The organism is Archangium violaceum (assembly GCF_016859125.1).
Taxonomy (GTDB): domain Bacteria; phylum Myxococcota; class Myxococcia; order Myxococcales; family Myxococcaceae; genus Archangium; species Archangium violaceum_A.
In genome coordinates this window covers 4,872,913-4,893,888 of sequence record NZ_CP069338.1, presented here as the reverse complement: position 1 = coordinate 4,893,888, position 20,976 = coordinate 4,872,913, and the positions used below count along the sequence as shown (strand labels likewise).

The 20,976-nt window shown below is 68.0% G+C and carries 14 protein-coding genes and 1 pseudogene; 8 read left to right on the top strand and 7 right to left on the bottom strand.

Annotated features, from left to right (window positions below; genetic code table 11):
• Window positions 1-137 precede the first annotated feature (137 nt).
• Both JQX13_RS20955 and JQX13_RS20950 read left to right on the top strand, forming a co-directional pair.
• Window positions 138-641, top strand: coding sequence for a MerR family transcriptional regulator (locus JQX13_RS20955; RefSeq protein ID WP_203410703.1), 504 nt, complete (start codon window positions 138-140; stop codon window positions 639-641).
• On the top strand, window positions 638-3,247 hold the full coding sequence (locus JQX13_RS20950) for a VIT domain-containing protein (protein ID WP_203410702.1): 2,610 nt from the start codon (window positions 638-640) through the stop codon (window positions 3,245-3,247). Before JQX13_RS20955 ends, JQX13_RS20950 begins: the two co-directional genes overlap by 4 nt.
• Window positions 3,248-3,310: 63 nt before the next feature.
• On the opposite strand, the gene JQX13_RS20945 is transcribed toward JQX13_RS20950, so the two are convergent.
• From JQX13_RS20945 to JQX13_RS54315, 5 genes are all read right to left on the bottom strand, one after another.
• A complete protein-coding gene (locus tag JQX13_RS20945; protein WP_203410701.1) occupies window positions 3,311-4,321 on the bottom strand; it encodes an NADP-dependent oxidoreductase in 1,011 nt (336 codons plus the stop codon).
• A 55-nt stretch (window positions 4,322-4,376) separates the two neighbouring features.
• Window positions 4,377-5,789, bottom strand: a complete 1,413-nt coding sequence (locus JQX13_RS20940; RefSeq protein ID WP_203410700.1) for a di-heme oxidoredictase family protein — start codon at window positions 5,787-5,789, stop codon at window positions 4,377-4,379.
• A complete protein-coding gene (locus JQX13_RS20935; RefSeq protein ID WP_203410699.1) occupies window positions 5,786-7,249 on the bottom strand; it encodes an RCC1-like domain-containing protein in 1,464 nt (487 codons plus the stop codon). The genes JQX13_RS20940 and JQX13_RS20935 overlap by 4 nt, the downstream gene beginning before the upstream one ends.
• An 80-nt stretch (window positions 7,250-7,329) precedes the next feature.
• A complete protein-coding gene (locus tag JQX13_RS20930; RefSeq protein ID WP_203410698.1) occupies window positions 7,330-9,003 on the bottom strand; it encodes a sensor histidine kinase in 1,674 nt (557 codons plus the stop codon).
• Window positions 9,004-9,697: 694 nt separating this feature from the next.
• The gene (locus JQX13_RS54315; RefSeq protein ID WP_239014971.1) at window positions 9,698-11,386 is read right to left on the bottom strand and encodes a phosphoesterase; all 1,689 of its coding nucleotides are present in this window, start codon (window positions 11,384-11,386) and stop codon (window positions 9,698-9,700) included.
• A 324-nt stretch (window positions 11,387-11,710) separates the two neighbouring features.
• On the opposite strand from JQX13_RS54315, the gene JQX13_RS20920 reads away from it, so the two are divergent.
• From JQX13_RS20920 to JQX13_RS20905, 4 genes are all read left to right on the top strand, one after another.
• Complete coding sequence (locus tag JQX13_RS20920; RefSeq protein ID WP_343211119.1) at window positions 11,711-12,223, top strand: FBP domain-containing protein; 513 nt, start codon at window positions 11,711-11,713, stop codon at window positions 12,221-12,223.
• A gap of 3 nt (window positions 12,224-12,226) precedes the next feature.
• Complete coding sequence (locus tag JQX13_RS20915; RefSeq protein ID WP_203410697.1) at window positions 12,227-13,060, top strand: phytanoyl-CoA dioxygenase family protein; 834 nt, start codon at window positions 12,227-12,229, stop codon at window positions 13,058-13,060.
• A 240-nt stretch (window positions 13,061-13,300) separates the two neighbouring features.
• Entirely contained in the window at window positions 13,301-15,712 is a 2,412-nt protein-coding gene (locus JQX13_RS20910) for a S8 family peptidase (protein WP_239014970.1), read from the top strand.
• 95 nt (window positions 15,713-15,807) lie between these two features.
• Window positions 15,808-17,136, top strand: a complete 1,329-nt coding sequence (locus JQX13_RS20905; RefSeq protein WP_203410696.1) for a transporter substrate-binding domain-containing protein — start codon at window positions 15,808-15,810, stop codon at window positions 17,134-17,136.
• 15 nt (window positions 17,137-17,151) lie between these two features.
• Here JQX13_RS20905 and JQX13_RS20900 read toward each other — a convergent pair whose 3' ends face one another.
• Window positions 17,152-17,610, bottom strand: a complete 459-nt coding sequence (locus tag JQX13_RS20900; RefSeq protein WP_203410695.1) for a GyrI-like domain-containing protein — start codon at window positions 17,608-17,610, stop codon at window positions 17,152-17,154.
• A 134-nt stretch (window positions 17,611-17,744) separates the two neighbouring features.
• On the opposite strand from JQX13_RS20900, the gene JQX13_RS20895 reads away from it, so the two are divergent.
• A complete protein-coding gene (locus tag JQX13_RS20895; protein ID WP_203410694.1) occupies window positions 17,745-17,990 on the top strand; it encodes a hypothetical protein in 246 nt (81 codons plus the stop codon).
• Between the two features lie 121 nt (window positions 17,991-18,111).
• Window positions 18,112-18,957: an IS5 family transposase gene (locus JQX13_RS20890; protein WP_343211118.1), complete on the top strand. Its 846-nt coding sequence runs from the start codon at window positions 18,112-18,114 to the stop codon at window positions 18,955-18,957.
• Window positions 18,958-19,390: 433 nt separating this feature from the next.
• Here the strand turns inward: JQX13_RS20890 and JQX13_RS20885 are convergent.
• Window positions 19,391-20,550 (bottom strand): annotated as a pseudogene (locus JQX13_RS20885) (IS701 family transposase); the annotation flags it as partial.
• Window positions 20,551-20,976: the final 426 nt, after the last annotated feature.

Genomic DNA, 20,976 nt, shown 5'->3' with positions numbered 1-20,976 from the left:
TCTGTCCCACCCGCGCCCCGCCCGGCGCAAGCCTGGCCGCGCGCCCTCCTCCCTCGAACCCGACAGTGATTTCATGACAGTGGCAAATAACCAGTGACAACTTGACACATCCACTGTCGAGTCCTACTGTCAGGGGCGTGAGCACGACGAAAACACGCAAGGAGTGGAAGCTGACGGAGCTGGCCGAGGCGGTGGGCGTGTCCCCCCGCACCGTGCGCTACTACGTCCAGCGCGGGCTCCTGCCCGCCCCGCCCTTCAAGGGGCCGGACACCGTCTATGGGGAAGAGCACCTGCTGCGTCTCAAGGCCATCCGGACCTTGCAGGCGAGGTTCCTCCCGCTCGATGCCATCCAGGTGGAGCTGGCCCGGCTGAGCCCCGAAGAGCTCGGGGCACTCGCCGAGGCTGGGCCCCACGACCTCCCCGCCCCCACGGCCGGGTCCTCCGCACCGGCCCCCCAGGCGGAGCCGGTGAAGCAGGCGGTCCCTGTCTCCCCTTCTGCCGGAGTGACAAGCTGGCGCCGCTGGGAGCTCGCGCCGGGGCTGGAGCTGCACCTCGCCGATACGGCGGACGAGAAAACCCGGGCGCTCGCGGAACGCATGCGCGCCCTCATCCAGGACTCCTGGGGAAAGGTAGAGCCATGACGAACGAGAAAGCAGGGCTGTACACGCGGAGTGGTGCCCAGGTTCCCCTTCAGGGGGTGGACGTCACCGGCGAGCTCCTCGGAGGTCATGCCCGGGTGCGCGTGCGCCAGCGCTACCGCAACACCGGGTCCAAGCCCGTCGAGGCCGTCTACGTCTTCCCGCTGCCCTCCGACGCCACCCTCACCGCCTTCTCCATGGAGTGCGCCGGGCGCCGCGTGCAGGGCATCCTCAAGGAGCGCGAGGAAGCCTTCCGCACCTATGACGACGCGGTGACGGCCGGCCATGGCGCCGCGCTGCTGGACCAGGAGCGCCCCAACGTCTTCACCGCCCAGGTGGGCAACCTCCTGCCCGGCGAGGAGACGCTCGTGGAGGTGGAGTTCCTCCAGGCCATCCAGGTGGAGGAAGGCTGCGTGCGCTGGGCCCTGCCCACCCTCGTCGCGCCCCGCTACATCCCCGGCACCCCCACGGGGGACCGCACCGCCCACGGCTCGGAGGAACCGACGGATCGCGTGCCCGACGCGGATCGCATCACTCCACCCGTGGGAGACGCGCGCTACGGCCTCTCGTTGGACCTGCGCATCTCACTCGGCCGCGAGGTGGTGGTGGAGAGCCCCTCGCACAAGCTGGACATCTCCCGTGCCGAGAGTGGCACGCGCGTGAAGCTCTCCCAGCCGAACGTGGCCTTGGACCGAGACCTCGTCCTCAGCATCCGCGGCCAGGACATGAGCACCCCGCTCACCACGCTCGTCACCCACCGCAAGGGCGAGGGCCCCGGCACCTTCGCCCTCACCGTGGTGCCGGACCTGCTGGGCATGGCCGCGGGCCCCAAGCGCCAGGAGGTGGTGTTCGTCGTGGACACCTCCGGCTCCATGGGCGGAGAGAGCCTCCCCCAGGCCCAGGGCGCGCTCCGCCTGTGCCTGCGCCACCTGCGCGAGGGAGATCGCTTCAACATCATCGCCTTCGAGAACTCCTTCCACCTCTTCTCGCCGGAGCCGGTGACCTTCACCCAGAAGACGCTGGAGCAGGCGGACCGGTGGGTGGCCTCGCTGCACGCGCACGGCGGCACCGAACTGCTCCAGCCCATGATGGCCGCGGTGCGGGCCGTGCCGGAGGGCGTGGTGGTGCTGCTCACCGACGGCCAGGTGGGCAACGAGTCCGAGATCCTCAGCGCGGTGATGGGGGCACGCAAGACGGCGCGCATCTACTCCTTCGGCATCGGCACCAACGTGAGTGACGTGCTGCTCGAGGACATGGCCCGTCAGACGGGTGGCGCGGTGGAGTTCATCCACCCCGGCGAGCGCATCGACGACAAGGTGGTGGCCCAGTTCTCCCGCGCGCTCGCGCCCCGCGTCACCGGCGTGGAGGTGCGCTTCGAAGGCGTGGAGGCCTCGGAGCTGGCCCCCGCCGAGCCGCCGCAGCTCGTGGACGGCACGCCGTGGAGCCTCTTCGGCCGCTATACGTCGCCCGGCTCGGGCAAGGTGGTGCTCAAGGGCATGTCGGGCGCGGAGACCTTCTCGCTCTCCATCCCCGTGAGCTTCCCCGCCGAGAGCGACCGGCCCGCAGTGGAGAAGCTATGGGCCGCCGAGCGCATTCGGTCGTGGCAGGACGCCGCGCTCGTGGGCCGGCGCGCCCAGTCGCTCAAGGAGCGCATCGTGCAGCTCGCGCTCGCGCACGGCCTCGTCACGCCGTACACCTCCTTCGTGGTGGTGGAGGAGCGCACCGGCGAGCGCCGCGCCTCGGGCCAGCCGGAGACGCGCGTCGTCCCCGTCCACGCCCCCGCGGGCTGGTCCATGTTCGGCACGGACACGAAGGAAGAGCAGACCCGCGGAGGAGCGCTGCGGCCTCGCCCGCTCGGTCCAGCCGCGGGCGTCCCGGTCCCGGCTCCAGCTGCGGCTCCAGCCAGAGCAGCGGCCGTCATCTCGCGCCCGCTCATGCCGATCCGGCGTGTCACCCCGCCCGCCCCCGCCGCACCGCCGCCTCCGGCAAGCAGCGACGGCTCGCGCCGCGAATACCGCGTGGTGCCCGAATTCCTGGGGAGGGCCCGCGACGCTACCAAGGGAGGACACGAGGAGAGGCAGAAAGAGGAGAGGCAGAAGGAGAAGGCCAGGTACAGGGACCAGCGCCTGGCGAAGCGCGCCTCCTTCGCAGATGACGACGACCTGAGCCTCTCGGAAGCCTCGAGCCTCTCGGACATGTCCGTCAGCGAGGGGGCGGCGCCGAGCGAGGCGGGCGGAGTGGGGCTGCTCGAGAAGCAGCTCGCCAGCGGCCTGTGGGCGGGCACCGGTACGAGTTCCGAGCCCGTGCACCAGGCCCGCGCCACCGCGCTCGCCTTGCTGGAGCTCTTGCGCCAGGGCATCACCAGCAGCCACCCACTCCACGGTGCGCAGGTGAAGAAGGCGGTGGAAGCGCTGCTCGCGCTCGTCCCGCAGTTGAGCGGTGCTCCCGAGGTGGCCGAGCTCGCCCTGGGCGTGGCGTGGCTCGTGGCCGCGGGTCCGCGCACGCGAGGGAAGATCGCCGAGGCGGCGCAGCCCATCGCCGGGCTCAGCTCGCGGATGGAGAATGAAGTGGCCCTGCGCCAGCACGTGGACGCGCTCGCGGCTCGCTGAGCCGGGCCACCCGGTTCCCACCGCCGAGGCCCATGCCGTGGGGTGCCTCGGCGGGAGTCGCCGTTACTCCTTCGCGACCTGGAGCACGAGCTTGCCCGTGTTCTCACCCTTGAAGAGCTTCAGCAGGGTGTCGGGGAACGTCTCCAGGCCCTCGACGATGTCCTCGCGCGACTTGAGCTTGCCGGCGGCCATCCAGCCGGCCATCTCGCGTGCCGCCTCGCCGTAGCGCGCGGCGTAGTCGAACACCACCATGCCCGTCATGCTGGCGCGGTTGACCAGCAGGGACATGTAGTTGGCCGGGCCCTTCACCGGGCCCGTGTTGTTGTACTGCGAGATGGCACCGCAGATGACGATGCGCGCGCCGCGCGCGAGCCGGGTGAGCACCGCATCGAGGATGTCACCGCCGACGTTGTCGAAGTAGACGTCCACGCCCTTGGGGCAGTGCGTCCGCAGCGCACCCTTGACGTCCTCGGACTTGTAGTCGATGGCCGCGTCGAAGCCGAGCTCCTCCACGATGTACCGGCACTTGTCGGCCCCACCGGCGATGCCCACGACGCGGCATCCCTTGAGCTTGGCGATCTGCCCGACCACCGTGCCCACGGCACCGGCCGCCCCCGAAACGACGACGGTGTCCCCCGGGTTCGGCTTGCCGATGTCGAGCAGGCCGAAATAGGCCGTCATGCCGGGCATGCCGAGGGTGCCAAGGTAGACCGGCAGCGGAGCCACCTTCGGGTCGACCTTGGCGACGTCCTTGCCATCGGAGAGGGCGTACTCCTGCACGCCGAAGTGGCCGATGACATAGTCGCCCGCCACGAACCCGGGGTGCTTGCTGGAGACGACCCGGCCCGCGCCTCCGGCGCGCATGACCTCGCCGATGCCCACGGGCGGGATATAGGACTTGCCCTCGTTCATCCAACCGCGCATGGCCGGGTCGAGCGAGATGTAGAGAACCTTGACCAGCAGCTCGCCGTCCGCCGGCTCGCGAACGGGCTCCTCGGTGTAGTTCCAGTTGTCGCGCTTCGGCATGCCCACCGGACGAGCGGCGAGGCGGAATTGGTGATTGGTGGCGTTCATGGTGGCGGGCTTATAACGCCCGGGCATTTATGCGTCTATAAGCCCGTCCCGACCGCTACAGCGACTCGAGGAAGGTGATGAGCACCTCACGCTCGTCCTTCGAGAGCCGCCGCACCGCATCACGTGAGGCCTCGGCCTCGCCGCCATGCCAGAGGATGGCCTCCATCAGTGAGCGCGCCCGGCCATCGTGAAGAAAGCGCGTGTGCCCGTTGACGGTGGCCGTCAGCCCGATGCCCCACAGCGGCGCGGTGCGCCACTCGCGCCCGGTGGCCTCGAAGTCCGGCCTCCCGTCCGAGAGAGCCTCGCCCAGGTCGTGCAGCAGGAGGTCCGTATAGGGACGGATGCTCTGCCCGGATAGCTCCGGGTAGCCCTCCAGCGAGCCCGTGGTGAGCGTGGGCCGATGACAGCCCGCGCACCCCACGCGGTGGAAGACGGCCTTGCCCTGCAACACCCGGGGCGAGTCCACGTCCCGGCGCGCCGGCACGGCGATGACGTGCGAGTAGAAGGTGAGCGCCGCCAGCCGGTTGTCCTCCACCTCCGGAGCTCCACCCGGGGGTGCGTCACCGCAGGCCTGTTCGGCGAAGGTGCAGGGCTGCGCGGGGAAGAGGGACGTGGTGAGTCCCATGTCTCCGAGGAAGGCCCCCGCGCCCTGCTGCTCCAGGTCCGGCTGGTTGGCCTTCCACCCGAAGCGCCCCAGCACCCGCCTGCCCTGGCGCACGCTCCACACATGATTCGGCCGGCCGGAGATGCCGTCCCCGTTCGCATCGTCCGGGTCCGCCCACTCCAGCACCGTCTCCTCGGGCACCGCCGCCAGCAGGCCGAGCCCATGCAGCGGCTGGGCGAGCCGTGGCGACAGCATCGTGTCCGGGTGCGACGGACCATGGGCCAGCTCCTCCAGCACGTACTCCGGAGACTGGAGGGTGAAGGCCTCTCCATCCGCGAAAGCGCCCGGGAGCGGCGTGTGACGCACCACCACGCGCGCCTCGGCCGGTACGCCCGGAATCCCCTTCGGTTGGAGCTGGTCTCCGTAGGTGGGCTCGGGGAGCGGAGCGCCCGTTGGCGTCGTGCCTGGAATGCTCAGACGCACCAGCAGGGACTCACCCGTGGAGCCGGGCTCGTCCGGCGGAGCGGCCCGCCCGTTGGCCGGGTGGCACGAGAGGCACGCCACCGCGTGGAAGACGGGGCCCAATCCATCCCGGTCCGCCCGGCTGCTCGAGGCCGGCGCCGGAACCCAATCGATCTCGAAGACACCCCGCCCCGAGACGAAGCTCGAGCGCCGCTCCAGCGTCAGCGCGGGCAGCGCCTGCGAGAAGGCCTGTGCGCTCGCGTTGGAGACGGTGCCCCCTTCGCCGCCGGACAAGGCCTCTCCGGGCTCCACCACGTCCCAGCGGACCGGAGGCTCCTCACGGCATGCCGCCGACTGGACGAGGAGCGCCACGCCCAACACCTGGCCGAACCACCTCTTCATGGCAGCTTCACCTTCACGGGCTCGGCGAAGCTCCAGTTGTTCTGCAGCTCGTCGTTGCCGAGCGAGCCATTGCTGTTCCAACCCCACCCGAAGAGCAGTCCGTCCCGGCGCAACCCCAGCCCGAACGTGGAGCCCGCGGCGACGTCCCGCAGCTCCGAGAGCCCCACCACCGCCGTGTCCGCGAGGGGATCCGCCTGATACTCCTTACCGCTCTGCCCGTTGCCGAGCTGCCCGTTGAAGTTCTGGCCGAAGCCCCACAGGGTGCCGTCCGCCTTCAACGCGAGGCTGAAGTTGGAGTTGGCGTAGACGGCCACCACGTCCGTCAGACCCACCACCTTCACCGGCGCATACACCTCGAGGCCCGTGCCCCCCTCCCCGTTCCCCACCTGGCCGCTGGCGTTGAGGCCCCAGGCGGACACGGTGCCATCCGAGTGCAGCGCCAGCATGTGTTCACGCCCGCTGGCGATGTCCACCACACCGTCGAGGCCCGGCACCCGCAGGGGCTCGGGGTGGGCCACCATGTCCTCGGCGCCCTGGCCCAGATTGCCGGAGTCGTTGTTGCCCCAGGCCCAGACCGAGCCATCCCGCTTCAGGGCCATCGACTGCTGCGAGCCCCCCGCCAGCTTCACCACGTCCGTCAGCCCGAGCACACGCACCGGGTAGTCGCGATCCGTGGTGGTGCCGTCCCCGAGCTGCCCGTTGTTGTTCTTCCCGAAGGCCACCACGGAGCCATCGGCCTTCAGCACGAGGGCATGGCTGAAACCGAGCGCGCCGGACACCGCGTCCGTCAGCCCAGGCACCTGCGTGGGCCGGTTGCGGGCCTGGGTGTCCGGAGTACGCGTCTGCCCGTCCACCGGCGGAGCTCCCAGTCCGAGCTGCCCGCTGGCATTGGTACCCCACGTCCACACCGAGCCGTCCTCGCGTATCGCGAGCGAGGTGTTGCTGTTGAAGGCGATGGAGGCCACCTGGGAGAGGTCCGCCACCACGGTGGGGAGGGTGCGCGCGGTGGTATCGCCCAGCCCGAGCTGTCCCTGCGTGTTCTGCCCCCACGTGTAGAGCTGCCCGCCGCGCACCGTGCCACCGTGCAGGCCACCCGCGGATACGAGAGGGGCGAACGAAGTCTGGAAGGAGGTGGACGCTTCCGCCACGTTGCCCGCGGCGTCCTCCGCGCGAACCACCAACGTGTTGGCCCCGGGCCGGGACAAGAGCTCCAGCGAGAAGGCGCGTCCGCCCTCCGCTTCGGTGGACTCGAGCACCTGGGACTCCCCGCCGTTGAGCTGCCAGGTGAGCCGTTCCACGCCCGTGTCATCACTCGCCAGGCCCGTCAGCCGCACCCGCTGCCGCACCTCGAGCGGAGTATCGAGACGCACGCTCGGCGGTGTCAGATCGGACGGTGGCTTGCCTCCGCACCCACACAGCAGCACGGCGCCGAGCAGGGCTCGAGGTGTATGTCGGAACATGGCTCTCCCTTCACCGGAGCATGTCTCCGGCGGAAAGCCCTGCCGGTAACGCATCCCAGGAAGGAGCACAAGCCACCGGCTCAGCGCTTCACGTCTGCCCGGGGGAGGACCAGGAGGAACTCGGTGTATTGCCCTTCCACGGAGTCGAGCCGGATCTCCCCCCGGTGCTGCCGGACCACGATGTCATGGCAGATGGCCAACCCCAGTCCTGTCCCCACTCCCGCGGGCTTGGTGGTGAAGAAGGGGCTGAACACCTTGTCGTGGAGCTTGCGCGGAATGCCGGTGCCGTTGTCGCGGATGAGAATCCTCACCCGAGGGCCCTCGCTCCGGCTGCTCACGCTCACCTCGGGAGTGAAGCCCGGCCCCACCTGCTTCCTCCTCTCCGCCACGGCGTACAGACTGTTGTTGAGGATGTTCAGGAGGGCCCGCCCGAAGTCCTGTGGAGCCAGCTTCACCAACCCCAGGGAGGGGTCCAGGTCCTTGGTGAAGAGCACCTCCAGGCCCGGGTGGGTGCTCCGAAGGCTCTGGGAGCTCAGGTTCACCTGCTCCTCCACCAGCGCGTTCAGGTCCGTGGGCACTCGCTCGTTGGCCTGCGTGTGGGAGTGCAACTGCATGGTGCGCAAGATGCTGTCGGCCCGCTTGCCATGCTCTTCGATCTTCCCGACGTTCTGCTCGAGCCAGCTCAGCAGCTCGTCCATCCGCTGAAGAGAGGAGTCCCCCTGGCCTGACGGCTGCTCCTTCAGCTCCTCGCGCAACTCCTGGACGAGGCCCGTCGAGAGCTGGGCGAAGTTGTTCACGAAGTTGAGCGGGTTCTTGATTTCATGGGCAATGCCAGCCATCAGGGCGCCCAGGGAGGCCAGCCGCTCCTTCTCCACCAACAATTCCTGCGTCTCCTCGAGTTGCGTCAGCGCGCCCTCCAGCTGGAGGTTCTTCTCCCGCAGCTCCCGGGTTCTCTCCTCGATGCGGCTCTCCAGCCCCTCGTTGGCCTCCCGCAGGGCCGCCTCGCGCCGTTGGAGCTCATGGGCCATCAGCTCGAAGCCCCGGGCCAGCTGCCCCAGCTCGTCGTCGCGCGAGTCGTGGAAGGCGACCTGGAAGTCACCGGCCGTCACCTGATCCGTCGCCTGGGTGAAGGCCCGCAGCGGACGGGAGATCTGCCGCCTCAGCACCCAGGACATGATGAGCAGCTCCATGAGCAGTGACGCCAGACCAAAGACCAGGACATAGCGCGCGGCCCCAAAGGCCGCCGAGGACACGGTGCTCCTGGGCAACACCGTCACGAGGTTCCAGTCCGGGCCATTCAGCCACGCCACGGAGAGGTACTCGTCGTACTCCGGCAGCTCCAGCACGGTCTGGCCGGGCTCGCGGCCCTTCACCCGCTCGAAGATGGCGCGCAGATGGGCTCGCTGCTCCGTGGAGAGCGCCTGCTCGAAGACAGCATCCAATGGCCGATCCTCGTTCAGGATATCGTAGGCGAAGGCCCCGGTCTTCATCTGCATCTCGGGGTGGAAGATGAGCTCGGCCTCGTTGCTGAAGATGAGGTTGTAGGCCCCAGGTGGGCTGTCGTTGAGCGTGCGAGCCTTCAACTCCTCGACGAGGATGTCATGAGCGATGGACGCGACGTGGCGGCCGTCCAGATCCACCGGTGTGGCGAGCGAGATGGAGATGGGCTCCACCGTGATGGCCGTCCAGACCATCCGCCGCTGGGGATTGCGCCTGGGCGTGCAGATGCTGAAGAGCTCGAAGTCAGGGTTCATGAGGGATGGATCGACATCCCAGCACCACGTCGGCTGCTCCGGCCAGTAGATGACGATCGCCGCCTCCGGCAGGAAGATGTATGTATTCGTGAAGCGAACGTGGAAGGCAGGCCCATACAGGTCCACCACGTCATACGCGGCCAGGATCCGGCGGCGGAAGTCGTCATCAACCGTTACGCCGCTGGGAATGAGGACCCCTGGCATGCGCGTGCCATCGAAGCCCTCGGGGCGGCTGCGGATCGTCCCATCCGGCAAGGACATGAACAGACTGTCGAAGCGGGGTCGGGGGTCCAGCGATTGCCAGGCCCGCAGCCGCTCCTGCATGGCCTTCCTGAGAACGACGTGGTTGCCCTCCGCTTGAGAGCGGATGGCCTGCTCCTGCTGGCCGCGCCTGATGACACTTCGCGCCAGCTGTCCGAGGGCTTCCTCCCGGAAGGCCCTGAAGATGTGGAGGTAGCTGAGGAGGGTGGCCAGGGCGATGATCACCGCGACGCGCACGCCCATCTGCGTGAGGGTCGAGCGGGCGAGCGAGGAGCGTGGACGGTGAGCCGACAGCATGAAGAGGCCTCCTGCGCTGCCTGACGAAACCCACCGCCGTGACGCGGCGCCCCTCCGTCCCAAGAGGCGCCCGGGAACTCCAGATACACAATCGCGGATTCCGCGGCAAGGCGAGCAGGAGCAGGAGGAGCGTGGCTCAGACGGTGATGGACGTCCCGTCGAACCGGGTGAGGTGGAAACCCTCGAAGCGCTCGGGGTAGAGGGCCTTCTCCTCGCGCAGGACGCGGATGGCCACCTCTTCGCCCACGAGGTTGCCGGCGATGTCATCGGAGCGCCAGTGCACGCCGGACATGTTCCGCCCCAGGGAGAGGTTGTGGACGAGCTTGTTGATCTCCCCGCCCACGGTGAGCGCGGGCCCGTCCACCCCCACCCGGTAGGGCTCGAGCGCGAGCCCATCCTCGGTGGGCTTCACCGGGTTGGGGAAGGGCAGGTCCTCGTTGAACCAGGCCTTGAGCAACGTGCCGCAGCAGCCGGCGGTCACCCCGTGGCCGGCCGGGTAGGAGGGACTGTTGGGGCAGCCGTTGCGGAAGAGCTGGGGCAACAGGTACGTCCCCACGTCCTGGCCGATCTCCGGCCGCTCGCGGTTGCGCCGGCGGTTGAGCTCGAAGATGCGCTCCAGCACCGACGAGCGCGTCAGCAGCTCCTCGTGGATGGGATAGGAGGCCACGCCCGTCTTCGCGTTGTGCACGCGCCCCCCACCCTCCTCGGGCCGCAGGTAGCGCTGCACGTGCCACTTCTGGAACCAGGAGTGGTGCTCGGACTTGTGCACCTTGCCGATCAGCTCCATCAGGTGGGAGAGGCCGAAGGTGGAGAAGCCATCCTGCCGGCGGCTCCGGCTCGGATGGTAGGGATTCGCCTCGTCGAAGCCCTCGGCGCCGAAGGCGAACAGGAGGATGAAGGCGGCCTTGATGTACGACGAGGTGATGATGTCCTGTCCTGCTGACCGGCCCATGTCACGGGCATTGCGCATGTAGCGCAGCGTGGGATCCCGCGGATCGGGGGTGGCGACGCGAATACCCCGCTGCACCTGGAGCCACTCCGGGAAGGTGGTGAGGAAATCCTGCTCCGGAACGGCCGTGCTGAAGCGCTGCGGGATGGGGATGCCGTCGTAGATGAAGGTCTGGAGCTGGAACTGGGAGACCATCAGACCGTCCCGCACGCCGGGATGGTCGGTGCGGAACAGATCCTGGGCGCGGATCTCCCCTGTCACCGGATCCCTCGGCCCCGTGTAGCCGGAGAAGCGTGCCAGGTCCCTACGGGCCTCGAGCGCCAGCGGATGGCTGTCATAGGCGGAGAAGGGCACGTCCCGGAGGAGCGCCATCCAGTAGAGCTCGGCCATGTCCGCCGCCCACTCGGCGCTCGCGAGGGCGGGCGCTGGCTTGACGGCGATGACCGCGCTGTCCGGCCCCTCCATGCTGAAGGCCAGTCCGCCCAGCGGATTCTGGAGGCGGCCCTCGCCAGGAACGGCTTCGAGCTTCTCGAAGCTCTGGGCCGCCAGCCCCTTCAGGTACGCATCGTAGGCCGCGGGCTCCACCTCACCCCGCTCGTCGTGGGGGAGCGTCTTGGCGAAGTTGCCGATCCGGTTGGGGTAGCGAGCCTCGTCTCCATTGCTCGCCAGCGGAGGCGCTTTGAGGAAGAGCTCCGTCTTGGCCGCCTTCATCCGGAGACGAAAGGCCTCCGCCTTCCGTATCAAGCCCAGGCCCGAGCCCAAGCCCGCCTGATCGCCCTGCTTGGAAACGACCTTGCCCATCCTCGGGGAAGACGTCGTCGGGGCGAGCCGCCTTCCCTCACTGCGCGGCGTGCCTCGTTTGCGCTGAGTGCTCATGTGTCCCTCTTTCCCTTCGCCCGGGCGCTCGTGGGCGCGGGCCGGAGGCGTCTGGCCTGAAGTGGCCGGCGCGGAAGAAAGAGTGATGGGGCACTCGATGTGACGTTCCCCGGCGCCGGGGCGGCAGGGCGAGGGACGTTCCCAGCCCTGGTCCATCGACGGGGTGCCGGCGGGACGCCTAGGGCTCCACGTAGTTGGAGACCACTCCCGCGTTGTTGATGACAGCCCTGTCCTGCGTTCCGTTGTTGATCTTCGTGTATGCAAAATTCTCCTCACCCGGGAAGCCGACTCCTGTTGTCTGGGAGAGGAGTGGGAGGACGTCCCATGCGGAGAGCGCGGTATAAGGCCGCGCAGCAACCTGGGGAGGCCCTGATGTTCCGCATCGAGACAGAGAAAGAGTTCCTGAGCGCGTTCCGCTCGAGGGATCGCAAGTCCGTCGAGCCGCCCAAGGGCACCCGCTTCCCCCTCTTCGTCCGCGACTATCTCGCGTGGGTGGACCCCTACGGGGTTCGCGTCTTCCTCGTGTTCACCGCGCCGGGCAGCAAACGGCTCACGGGCATCGCCTTCCGCCGCGATCAACAGGGGGACAAGGCCCTGGCGCTTCGGGTGTGTGAGTGGTGCCGGGCCTCTGGCTCGGCGGACCAGATCGGGCTGCTCACCACGGATGTCGATTCGAAGCGCCGGGTGGGGGTGAACCTCTGCCTGGATCTCCGCTGCAGCGAGAAGCTGGAGCAGGCGGCGAACATGTCCGGCCGGAGTGTCCTGGACGACAACAAGGAGCTGCTCGAACGCATGTCTCGCTTCGCGCGCGAGGCGCTGGGCATGGAGGTCAGCTAGGACATGGACCGAGCCAGAGACTTCGAGCGGCAGGGCTTCCTCGTGCTTCCCGGATTCGTCCCGGCGGCGGCCTGCGACGCCTTGAGAGCCCGGGCCGAGGAGCTGGTCGCCGGCTTCCATCCGGAGACGGTCTCCATCTTCACCACGCACGATCAGGCCCTGACCTCGGACGAGTACTTCCTGTCGTCGGGGGATGCCATCCACTTCTTCTTCGAGGAGGACGCCTTCCGGCCGGATGGCTCCCTGCGCCAGGAGAAGGCGCTGTCCATCAACAAGATCGGCCACGCACTGCACGACCTCGATCCCCTCTTCGACAGGTTCTCCCGCACGCGAGAGCTGGCGGGGCTGGCCTCGGAGCTGGGCTTGAAGCAGCCCCTGTTGCTCCAGTCGATGTATATCTTCAAGCAGCCCCACATCGGGGGTGAGGTCAACAGTCATCAGGACGCGACGTTCCTGTACACGGAGCCGTCCACCTGCCTGGGCTTCTGGTTCGCGCTGGAGGACGCCACGCTGGAGAACGGCTGCCTGTGGGCGCTGCCCGGAGGGCACCTGCTGGGCTTGAAGAAGCGCTTCGTGCGCACCGAGGGAGGCGGCACGACGTTCCGGGTATTGGACCCCACGCCCCTGCCCGAGGAGGGGATGGTGCCCCTGGAGGTGGAGAAGGGCACCCTGGTCGTGCTGCACGGGCTTCTGCCCCACAAGAGCGGGGCCAACACGTCACCCAGGAGCCGCCACGCCTACTCGGTCCATCTCATCGACGGCACGGCCCATTACCCCGAGGACAACTGGCTGCGCCGTGCACCCTCTCTGCCGCTCCGAGGCTTCGAGGGTGTGTAGGGACTAGCGCGGCGCCCGTGACGAAGGAGGCCGAGCCCGAACCCGTCACGATCATGGCAACAGCCCCTCGCCGAGCAGCACCTACGTGTGTCCTTCGCGCGGCTGTTCGTCCCCACCTGCATGTGAGCCCGTTCCTGCTCACGGGGTGTCAGCGTGCTTGACACCCGGGTGATCTGGACGTGTCGGCCCACGGGGCTCTAGCGTCGCGCGAGGACCTCTTTCGCATCCGAGGAATCTTCGATGATCCGCCGTTTCGCGCTCCTGGGGTTGTTGGGCCTCACCGCCTGTCCTTCGATAGAGGATCCCGATCCTCTTCCCTCCAACAAGGGGACGGTGAGGGGCACCCTGAAGCCCTTCCGACTCCCGTCCGCGGCCACCGAGACCTCCCGGCCCGCGCTGCTGCGGGACGCGGGGCTCCGGCAGCGGCTCTCGCGGTCCATCACCCAGGCGATCGCCGCGAAACAGCAGGGCGTGAAACGGGCGGAGCTCGCCACCGGCGACACGGCCGAGGCCGAGGCCGTCCCCGGTGATGTCGTCGTCCGCTTCGAGGAGTCCCGCCTCCCCGAGGCCGCCGCGCTGGCCCGCGTGAGCCTTCCCGGCTACCGCGCGGTGCACAAGGGCTACATCACCGAGCACCTGCACCTCATCGGCTACGAGCCCCGCGAGCTGCGCGCCATGACGACGGGCGAGACGGTCGACCTCGCCAGACTGGTGGGGAAGATGAGCGGCGTGAGCTACGCGGAGAAGAACCTGCGCTTCCACGCCTTCAAGACGCCCAACGATCCCGGGTACTCGCGCCAGTGGCACTACCCGATGATGAACCTGCCCGCCGCCTGGGACATCACCACGGGCTCGAGCAGCGTCGTCACCGCCGTGCTGGACACGGGCATCGTCAGACATCCGGACCTGAACGGCCGCGTCCTCGCGGGCGTCGACATGATCTCCGATGCCCGCTCCGCGGGGGATGGCAACGGACGTGACACCGACCCCGCGGACATGGGCGGCGACGAGCCCAATGGCGGCTCCTCGTACCACGGCTCGCACGTGGCCGGGACCATCGGCGCCGTGTCCAACGAGGGCCAGGGCGTGTCCGGTGTCACCTGGAGTGGAGGCATCGTCCCGGTGCGCGTGCTGGGCCGCGACGGCGGCTCGTTCGCCGACATCGCCGCGGGCATCCAGTGGGCCGCCGGCATCGACGTGGCGGGCCTGCCCCACAACAACAACCCCGCCCAGGTCATCAACATGAGCCTCGGCGGGAAGTCCAGCCCCAGCCAGGCGCTGCAGGAGGTCATCGACACCGTGACGGCCAGGGGCGTCGTCATCGTGGTCGCCGCGGGCAACTCGAACATGGAGGCCAGCCAGTTCTCGCCCTGCAACCAGCAGAACGTCATCTGCGTGGGCGCCACGCGCTTCAATGGCAAACGCGCCAGCTATTCCAACTACGACACCGCCGTGGACGTGATGGCCACCGGCGGCGAGACGGCCGAGGACCTCAACGGCGATGGCAAGCCGGACGGCGTGCTCTCCACCATCGTGGACAAGACGAATCAGCCCATCTGGGCCTACTACCAGGGCACCAGCATGGCCGCTCCGCACGTGGCCGGTATCGCGGCGCTGATGAAGGCGGTGAACCCCACCCTCACCTCCTCCCAGGTCCAGCAGATCCTCGAGGACACCGCGGACACCTCCAGCCAGTGCTCCGAGGGCTGCGGCGCGGGGCTCGTCAACGCCCAGGCCGCCGTGCTCAGGGCCAAGGGGGGGCTCGATCCCTCCGCACCGCCGAAGCTCGGCGTGGGCTCCACCCAGATGTCCTTCTCCGGGAGCGGCACCCAGCAGCTCACGGTGCGCAACCTGGGCGGTGGAAACCTCCGGGTGACGGCGAGGGCCTCGGGCACGAACGCCTCGGCGCTGTCCTTCCCCAAGGGCGGGACGCTGAGCCTGACACCCTATGGGTCGCAGTCGCTGGACGTCGCCATCAACACCTCGGGGCTGGCCACCGGCAACTACGCGGCCCAGCTCTCCCTCACCGCCGACAATGGCAACAGCGCCGATGTGCTGGTGAAGTTCCAGGTGGGCTCCACCGCGGACAAGGACGCCATCATCGCCTTCCTCTACCTGGACGCCCTGGGCGAGTGGCAGGTGGAGGAGGACGCCATCGCGCTGGTGCCGTCCTCGGGCGGCTATGCCTACAAACTGTCGCTCGAGCCGAACACCTACTACGCACTGGCCACCATCGACGAGGACGGGGATGACGAGCTCTTCGAGGACGGGGAGCGCGTGGGCTTCTGGCGCGACGCCACCTCCATCGAGCCCATTCCCCTCGACGCGAGCCAGACGGTGAGCAACGTCAGCTTCACCCTCATTCCCTACCAGTCGGATGAGACGCCCTCGACGTCCATCGTCGGTCAGCCCTGCACCAGCGACAGCCAGTGCGGTGAGGGGTTCTGCGCCACCAACTTCCCCGGGGGCTATTGCACCCAGGACTGCCTCGCGACGAGCTGCCCGGACGGCTCGCAGTGCTACTCCTCCACGGACGGCACCGCGGCCTTCTGCTTCGCCACCTGCACCGGCGTGGGAACACAAGGCTCCTGCCGCACGAACTACGTCTGCGCCGAGGACGACGTGGGCGGTGGCGCGTGCGTCCCTGAGTGACGTAGGGCCATCCCCTGAAGGACCCGGGCGGGGAGGGACGCGCTCCAGGCCTCCCTTCCCGCCCGTGCCGAGCGACTCTGGGGCAGACTCGGCTCATGCACCCATTCCCTCCTCCGAAGGCCCGAGAGCTCCGTCTCCTCGCGGGCACCTTGCTGGCCCTGCTCACGGCGTGCGCGGCACAGCCACGGGCACTCCCGCCCCCGCGCGAGACCCGAGTCCTCCGCGTGGGAACGAGCGGCGACTACCCGCCTTTCAGCACGCTGCGCGAGGGTCAGGCGTCTGGCTTCGACGCCGAGCTCATGGAGTCCTATGCGTCCGACCGCGGATACCGCCTCGAGTGGGTGCGCTTTCGCTGGCCGGAACTGGTGACGGACCTCATCGCCCATCGCTTCGATGTGGCAACCAGTGGCATCACCCTCCGGCCCGAGCGGTCTCTGACCGGGCGCTACACCGTCCCCGTGGCACGCAACGGAGCCCTGCTGCTCCTGCGGCGCCCGGCCTGGGCACCTCCGCCCGGAAGCGCGCTCTCCGAGGAGCCGCTCGCGCTCCTGCGCGCACTCGACCGGCCCGAATTCACCGTGGCGGTGAATCGGGGCGGACACCTGGAGCGCGTGGCGCGCGCCCACTTCCACCACGCTCGCATCCTCGCCATCCCCGACAACGCGGCGGTGCGCGAGGCGCTGGCCACCGGGCAGGCCGACGCGGCGCTCACCAACACTTTCGAGGGTCCGCGCTGGGCCGAGGGCCTCTCCGGCATCGAGCGGGTGGGCCCGTTCACCCGAGACGTGGTGGCGCTCTACGTGGATGCCTCGCGAGCCGAGCTGGCCGCCGACCTGGACACGTGGCTCTTGCAGCAGGAGGCAAGCGGAGCGCTCGAGCGGCTCCGCGCGCGGTACCTGGGCCCCAGCGCCACCGGGCCCACCGCGACGCCGGTGGACGCGCTGCTCTCCGCGACCGCCGAGCGGCTGGCGCTGATGCCCAGGGTGGCCACGGCCAAACGACGCGAGGGCCAACCCATCGAGGTGCCCGCTCAGGAGGCGCGTGTGCTGGAGGCAGCCCGGAAGGAGGTCCACGAGGCCGCGGCGGCCCTGGGCGTTCCAGCGCCTCCGGATGAGGCCATCACCACGCTCTTCCAGGCGCAGATGGATGCGGCCAAACGACTTCAGCTCCGCGCGCCCGCCAACGCGGATGCGCCCGTGCACTCGCTCGATGGAGAGTTACGACCGGCGCTCGCGCGGATCAGCTCACGCATCAGCACGCTCGTGCCGCGCGTCCCCGGCGGCCTGGACCGCGAAGCCACGCGGCGGAAGGCGCGCGAGGAGCTCGCGTCCACCGGTCTCGAAGTCGAGGAGATCGACCGCATCGCCGATGCACTGGTGGAGCTCGGCGCGGCCCGTCGAGCCCCGGCGGCGGTGGGCAGGTGACGTCCGGGAGGGACGTCACTTCACTCCGATCTGGATCTCGAACGAGTTGGCCGTGGAGTCCGCCGATGTCCAGCCATGCCAGACCTCGCGGCTCTCGCCGCTGAATTCCCGCCCGGCCCGGGTGATCGCCTCGATGACTCCTCCGTAGCCCGCGCGGAGGCCCTCCTCGGAGAGGGCCCCCGTGTGCAGGGTGAAGAAGCAGGGGAACGGGTCGAGCGTGCGGACCTGGAACGCTCCCTTGTACCGGTCTGGATTGCCGACGGGCACACAATAGTCATGACGGAATCTCCTGCTCGGCTCGCCATCACGTCCGTAGGAGATGAAGAGCCATGGCCCAGTCGTCGTGAGACCATAACGTTCGAGCTCCGCCATCATGATCGGCGTGAGCTTTTCGCCCCAGATTCCTATCTCCTGCACACTCAGGAATTCGGTCGCTGCGATGACTGTCATTGACGGTACGGTCTTGAAGCTCAAGGGGTCCTCCTGGCGAAAAGTCGACACGGCCATCCTCATTCCCACTCGTACTGCACATCGAGGATCTTACCCGCGGTGTCCAGGTCAAAGCTCCATTTCCCTGAGAAGGATGCGCCCGCCTACCGCTCAGCCAGGTGGGGACGTTCGAGAACTACTTCGAGTTCAGCGCCATGTACGGAGCCTCGGCGGATGGCCGGCGCCTCGGGGAGACGCTCGCCTCGGACCTGAGCCCGTCACCCGGCTTCGCGGACCAACCCGTGAAACACCAGGTGGCGGCCTTCTTCCAGGCGCTCTCCGGCTACACCGGGCAGGCCACGGAGGCCTTCACGAGCGGCGCTCCCACGGACGTCGTTGGAGCATGTTGCCTCGTCTGGCGTTGATAAAAACCTGTTTCGGTAGGAGCCTACCCGCCCAGGGAGCGGCGAAGGGAGCATCGGGGCATGCTGGCCCTGGGCGACTGGAGAAGTAGGAGGGAAAACCTGACTTCGGAAGTTCTCTCTAATGGGAGGTGAATCCGAAGCCATGGGGCTTGTGAAGCAAGATGATGGCTGGCGTCTACCGGACGAGTTGTGGGCGAAGATGGAGCCACTTCTGCCGCCCAGGCCACCTCATCCGATGGGGTGCCACAACCCGCGCACGCCCGACCGGCGAGCCATGGAAGGTATTCTGCTGGTGCTGCGCACGGGGATGCCATGGCGCGCGCTGAAGGCCACGGGCATTTGCGGCCCCTCGTCGGCCTACCGGCGCTTCCGGGAGTGGCTGGAGGCGGGGGTGTTCCGAGAGTTCTGGCGCCAGGGGTTGCTGGCCTATGAGGCTCTGGCTGGAATCGACTGGGAGTGGCTGGCGATGGATGGGGCCATGGGCAAGGCCCCACTGGGAGGGGAGAAGACGGGCCCCAACCCGACGGACAGAGCCAAGAAGGGCACCAAGAAGAGCCTGCTGACCGATGGGCGCGGTGTTCCCCTGGGCCTGGCCGTTGCTGGCGCCAACGTCCCTGACTTCAAGCAGATGCGCTCCTCGCTCCAGTCCCTGCCCGTGGAGCGCCCCACCCCCAGTGCGCACGCACCGCAGGGGATGTGTTTGGACAAGGGCTATGACTACGACGAGGTACGGGCCCTGGCCGAGGAGTACGGCTTCACCCTGCACTTGCCTCAGCGTGGCGAGCCGGACAAGCCGCGGAGCGCGGCAAGAAGGCACGGCGCTGGGTGTTGGAGCGCACCCACGGGTGGATTCAACAAGTTCCGTCGTCTGCTGGTGCGCTGGGAGAAGCGTGAGGACACGTACCTGGCGATGCTTCACCTGGCGCTGGGCATCATCACCTGGTTCCACAACCTGCTGCCCTCGTAGGTGCTGGGCGATGACAACTTCGCACGTGCATCACAGCCCAGCCGCAGCCCCAACGGGATGGAGGCTCATGGACCTTTGCGTCCTTTTTCCTGCTCGGGCTGTCCTGGTCGCTCCTGGAACCTTTTTCTCCTCGAACTCCTGGTCCCACTCACGCGCCATTACCTACTCTCTTCTTCTCCTACCGAAACAGGTTCTAATACTACAGTGGGACTTTGAGGTCCGGGTCTCTGCGTCGGTAATGGCAGAGCTTGGCGATGGCCTGATGGCGGCGTCGCCAGCGGCTCCAGTGTAGGACAAACTCCAGGGCCGGCCGTATCACCCAGACAATGTTCAGCAGCAGCCGCCGGACTTCCTGGATGGAGAAGCGGATGAGGCCAGGCCCTGGCGCCGACGAAACCGGAGCATCCGGCGAGGGCGACGCATCGGGCCCAGTGCTTTTGGGAGCAGTACGGCTTCCTCCTCGTTGTTGGCCAGTACCCGAGAAGCCGCCAGGAACGCATGCGCCACCATGCACAATGTCATATGGCGATACCACCCCGCGTAACTGCGCACTTCGTATTCGTCCAGGCCCACCTCGCCCTTGGCCGACTCGAAGCATTCCTCCACTGTCCAGCGACTCCCAGCAGCCTTCACCATCGCCTCCAGCGAGGTGTTGGCTGACGCATGGACCAGATAGTGCGCTACCTCGGTGGCATTCGTCAGGCTCCGGCGAAACAACAGCCACCGCGCCAGGGTTCCCGTGTGCGAATTGACTTGCACACGAGCCCATTCATACAGACGGGGACCCTTGGCTCCCTTCCCAGCGGACAGGACTGTCCAGTCCCTCGGCTTCACCTCTCGCAGCACCTCACCGGCCGTTACCTGAGCCATTCCCCGCCACACGTAGGTATTGGAAGCCACCGCCAATACGTAGCGCTGGTGCCGCTGCTCCAGAAAGTGCCGTAGCGTCCCGTCCCGGCCATACACCTCGTCACCGAGTACCCAGGAAGGCTTCAGTCCCGCATTGAAAGTGCGCTCGAGCATGACACGGGCCAGCTCCGGCTTGGTAAGAAAGGCCACCGTGTCCTCAATCCCAGCCTGGCGACATCTGTCCCTGTCTTGCGTCCACTCCTGGGGGAGATACAATTCCCTATCAATCAGGGTATGCCCGCGAGGCGTCACATAGGCCAGGAAGACGCCCACCTGACAATTCTCAATCCGACCCGCTGTCCCCGAATACTGGCGCGCCACTCCCGCCGACTTGTTCCCCTTCTTGAGAAAACCCGTTTCGTCCAACACCAGCTCGCCTCCCTCGCCCAACTGCTGGCGTGCATAGGCCAGCACGTCATCGCGCACTGCGTCCGCATCCCACCGGGCCCCGAGCAGCAGGTGCTGGAAGGCGTAGGGGTTGTACCTGCCCGCTTCTTCCGCCAAACCCCAGGCATTCTTGCGCTCGGCACGCGAGAGCAGCGCCCGCACGAAAGCCTCGGCGGAGCGCTGTGTCTCCGGACGACAGAAGTGGCGCTTGAGCCAGGTCAACACCTCCTCCCACGCGGCGGTGAGCTTCTGGATGATGTGGACCTCCCTCTCGTCGTACGCGGCAGTGGCGAGCATGGCTTCCCCCTTTGGGAATGCTACTTCTCCCATTGGGTTCAACCGTTCCACCTCCGCAGTCACTCCCAACGTCCTGACCCCTGGCTGCCCTCCGGTCAGGTAGTGTCGTCGGGTTGACCTGGGAAGTTGCGCGCCGAGCTGGCGCCGTTACCCTAACAGAGGAGAGGTCCATGCAGTGCAGTGCGCGGGTCCTCCCTCATGCCGTTTTAGAAGTCCCACTGTAGTACTAAGCCGAGCATCACGAGCGAGGACCGGTGATGTGGAAGGTCCGTGTGCGGCATTTCACGTCCGCAGGGTGAGGCGCATCACAGCACCGAAACGGATCGAGTGGCAACCTGGCTTCCACCAAGACCCCAGAGGGGACCTTGGGCGCTGACGCATCAGCCGCCGCCCATTGACGCGTAAAGGCGCGCAAAGGGCGGCCCC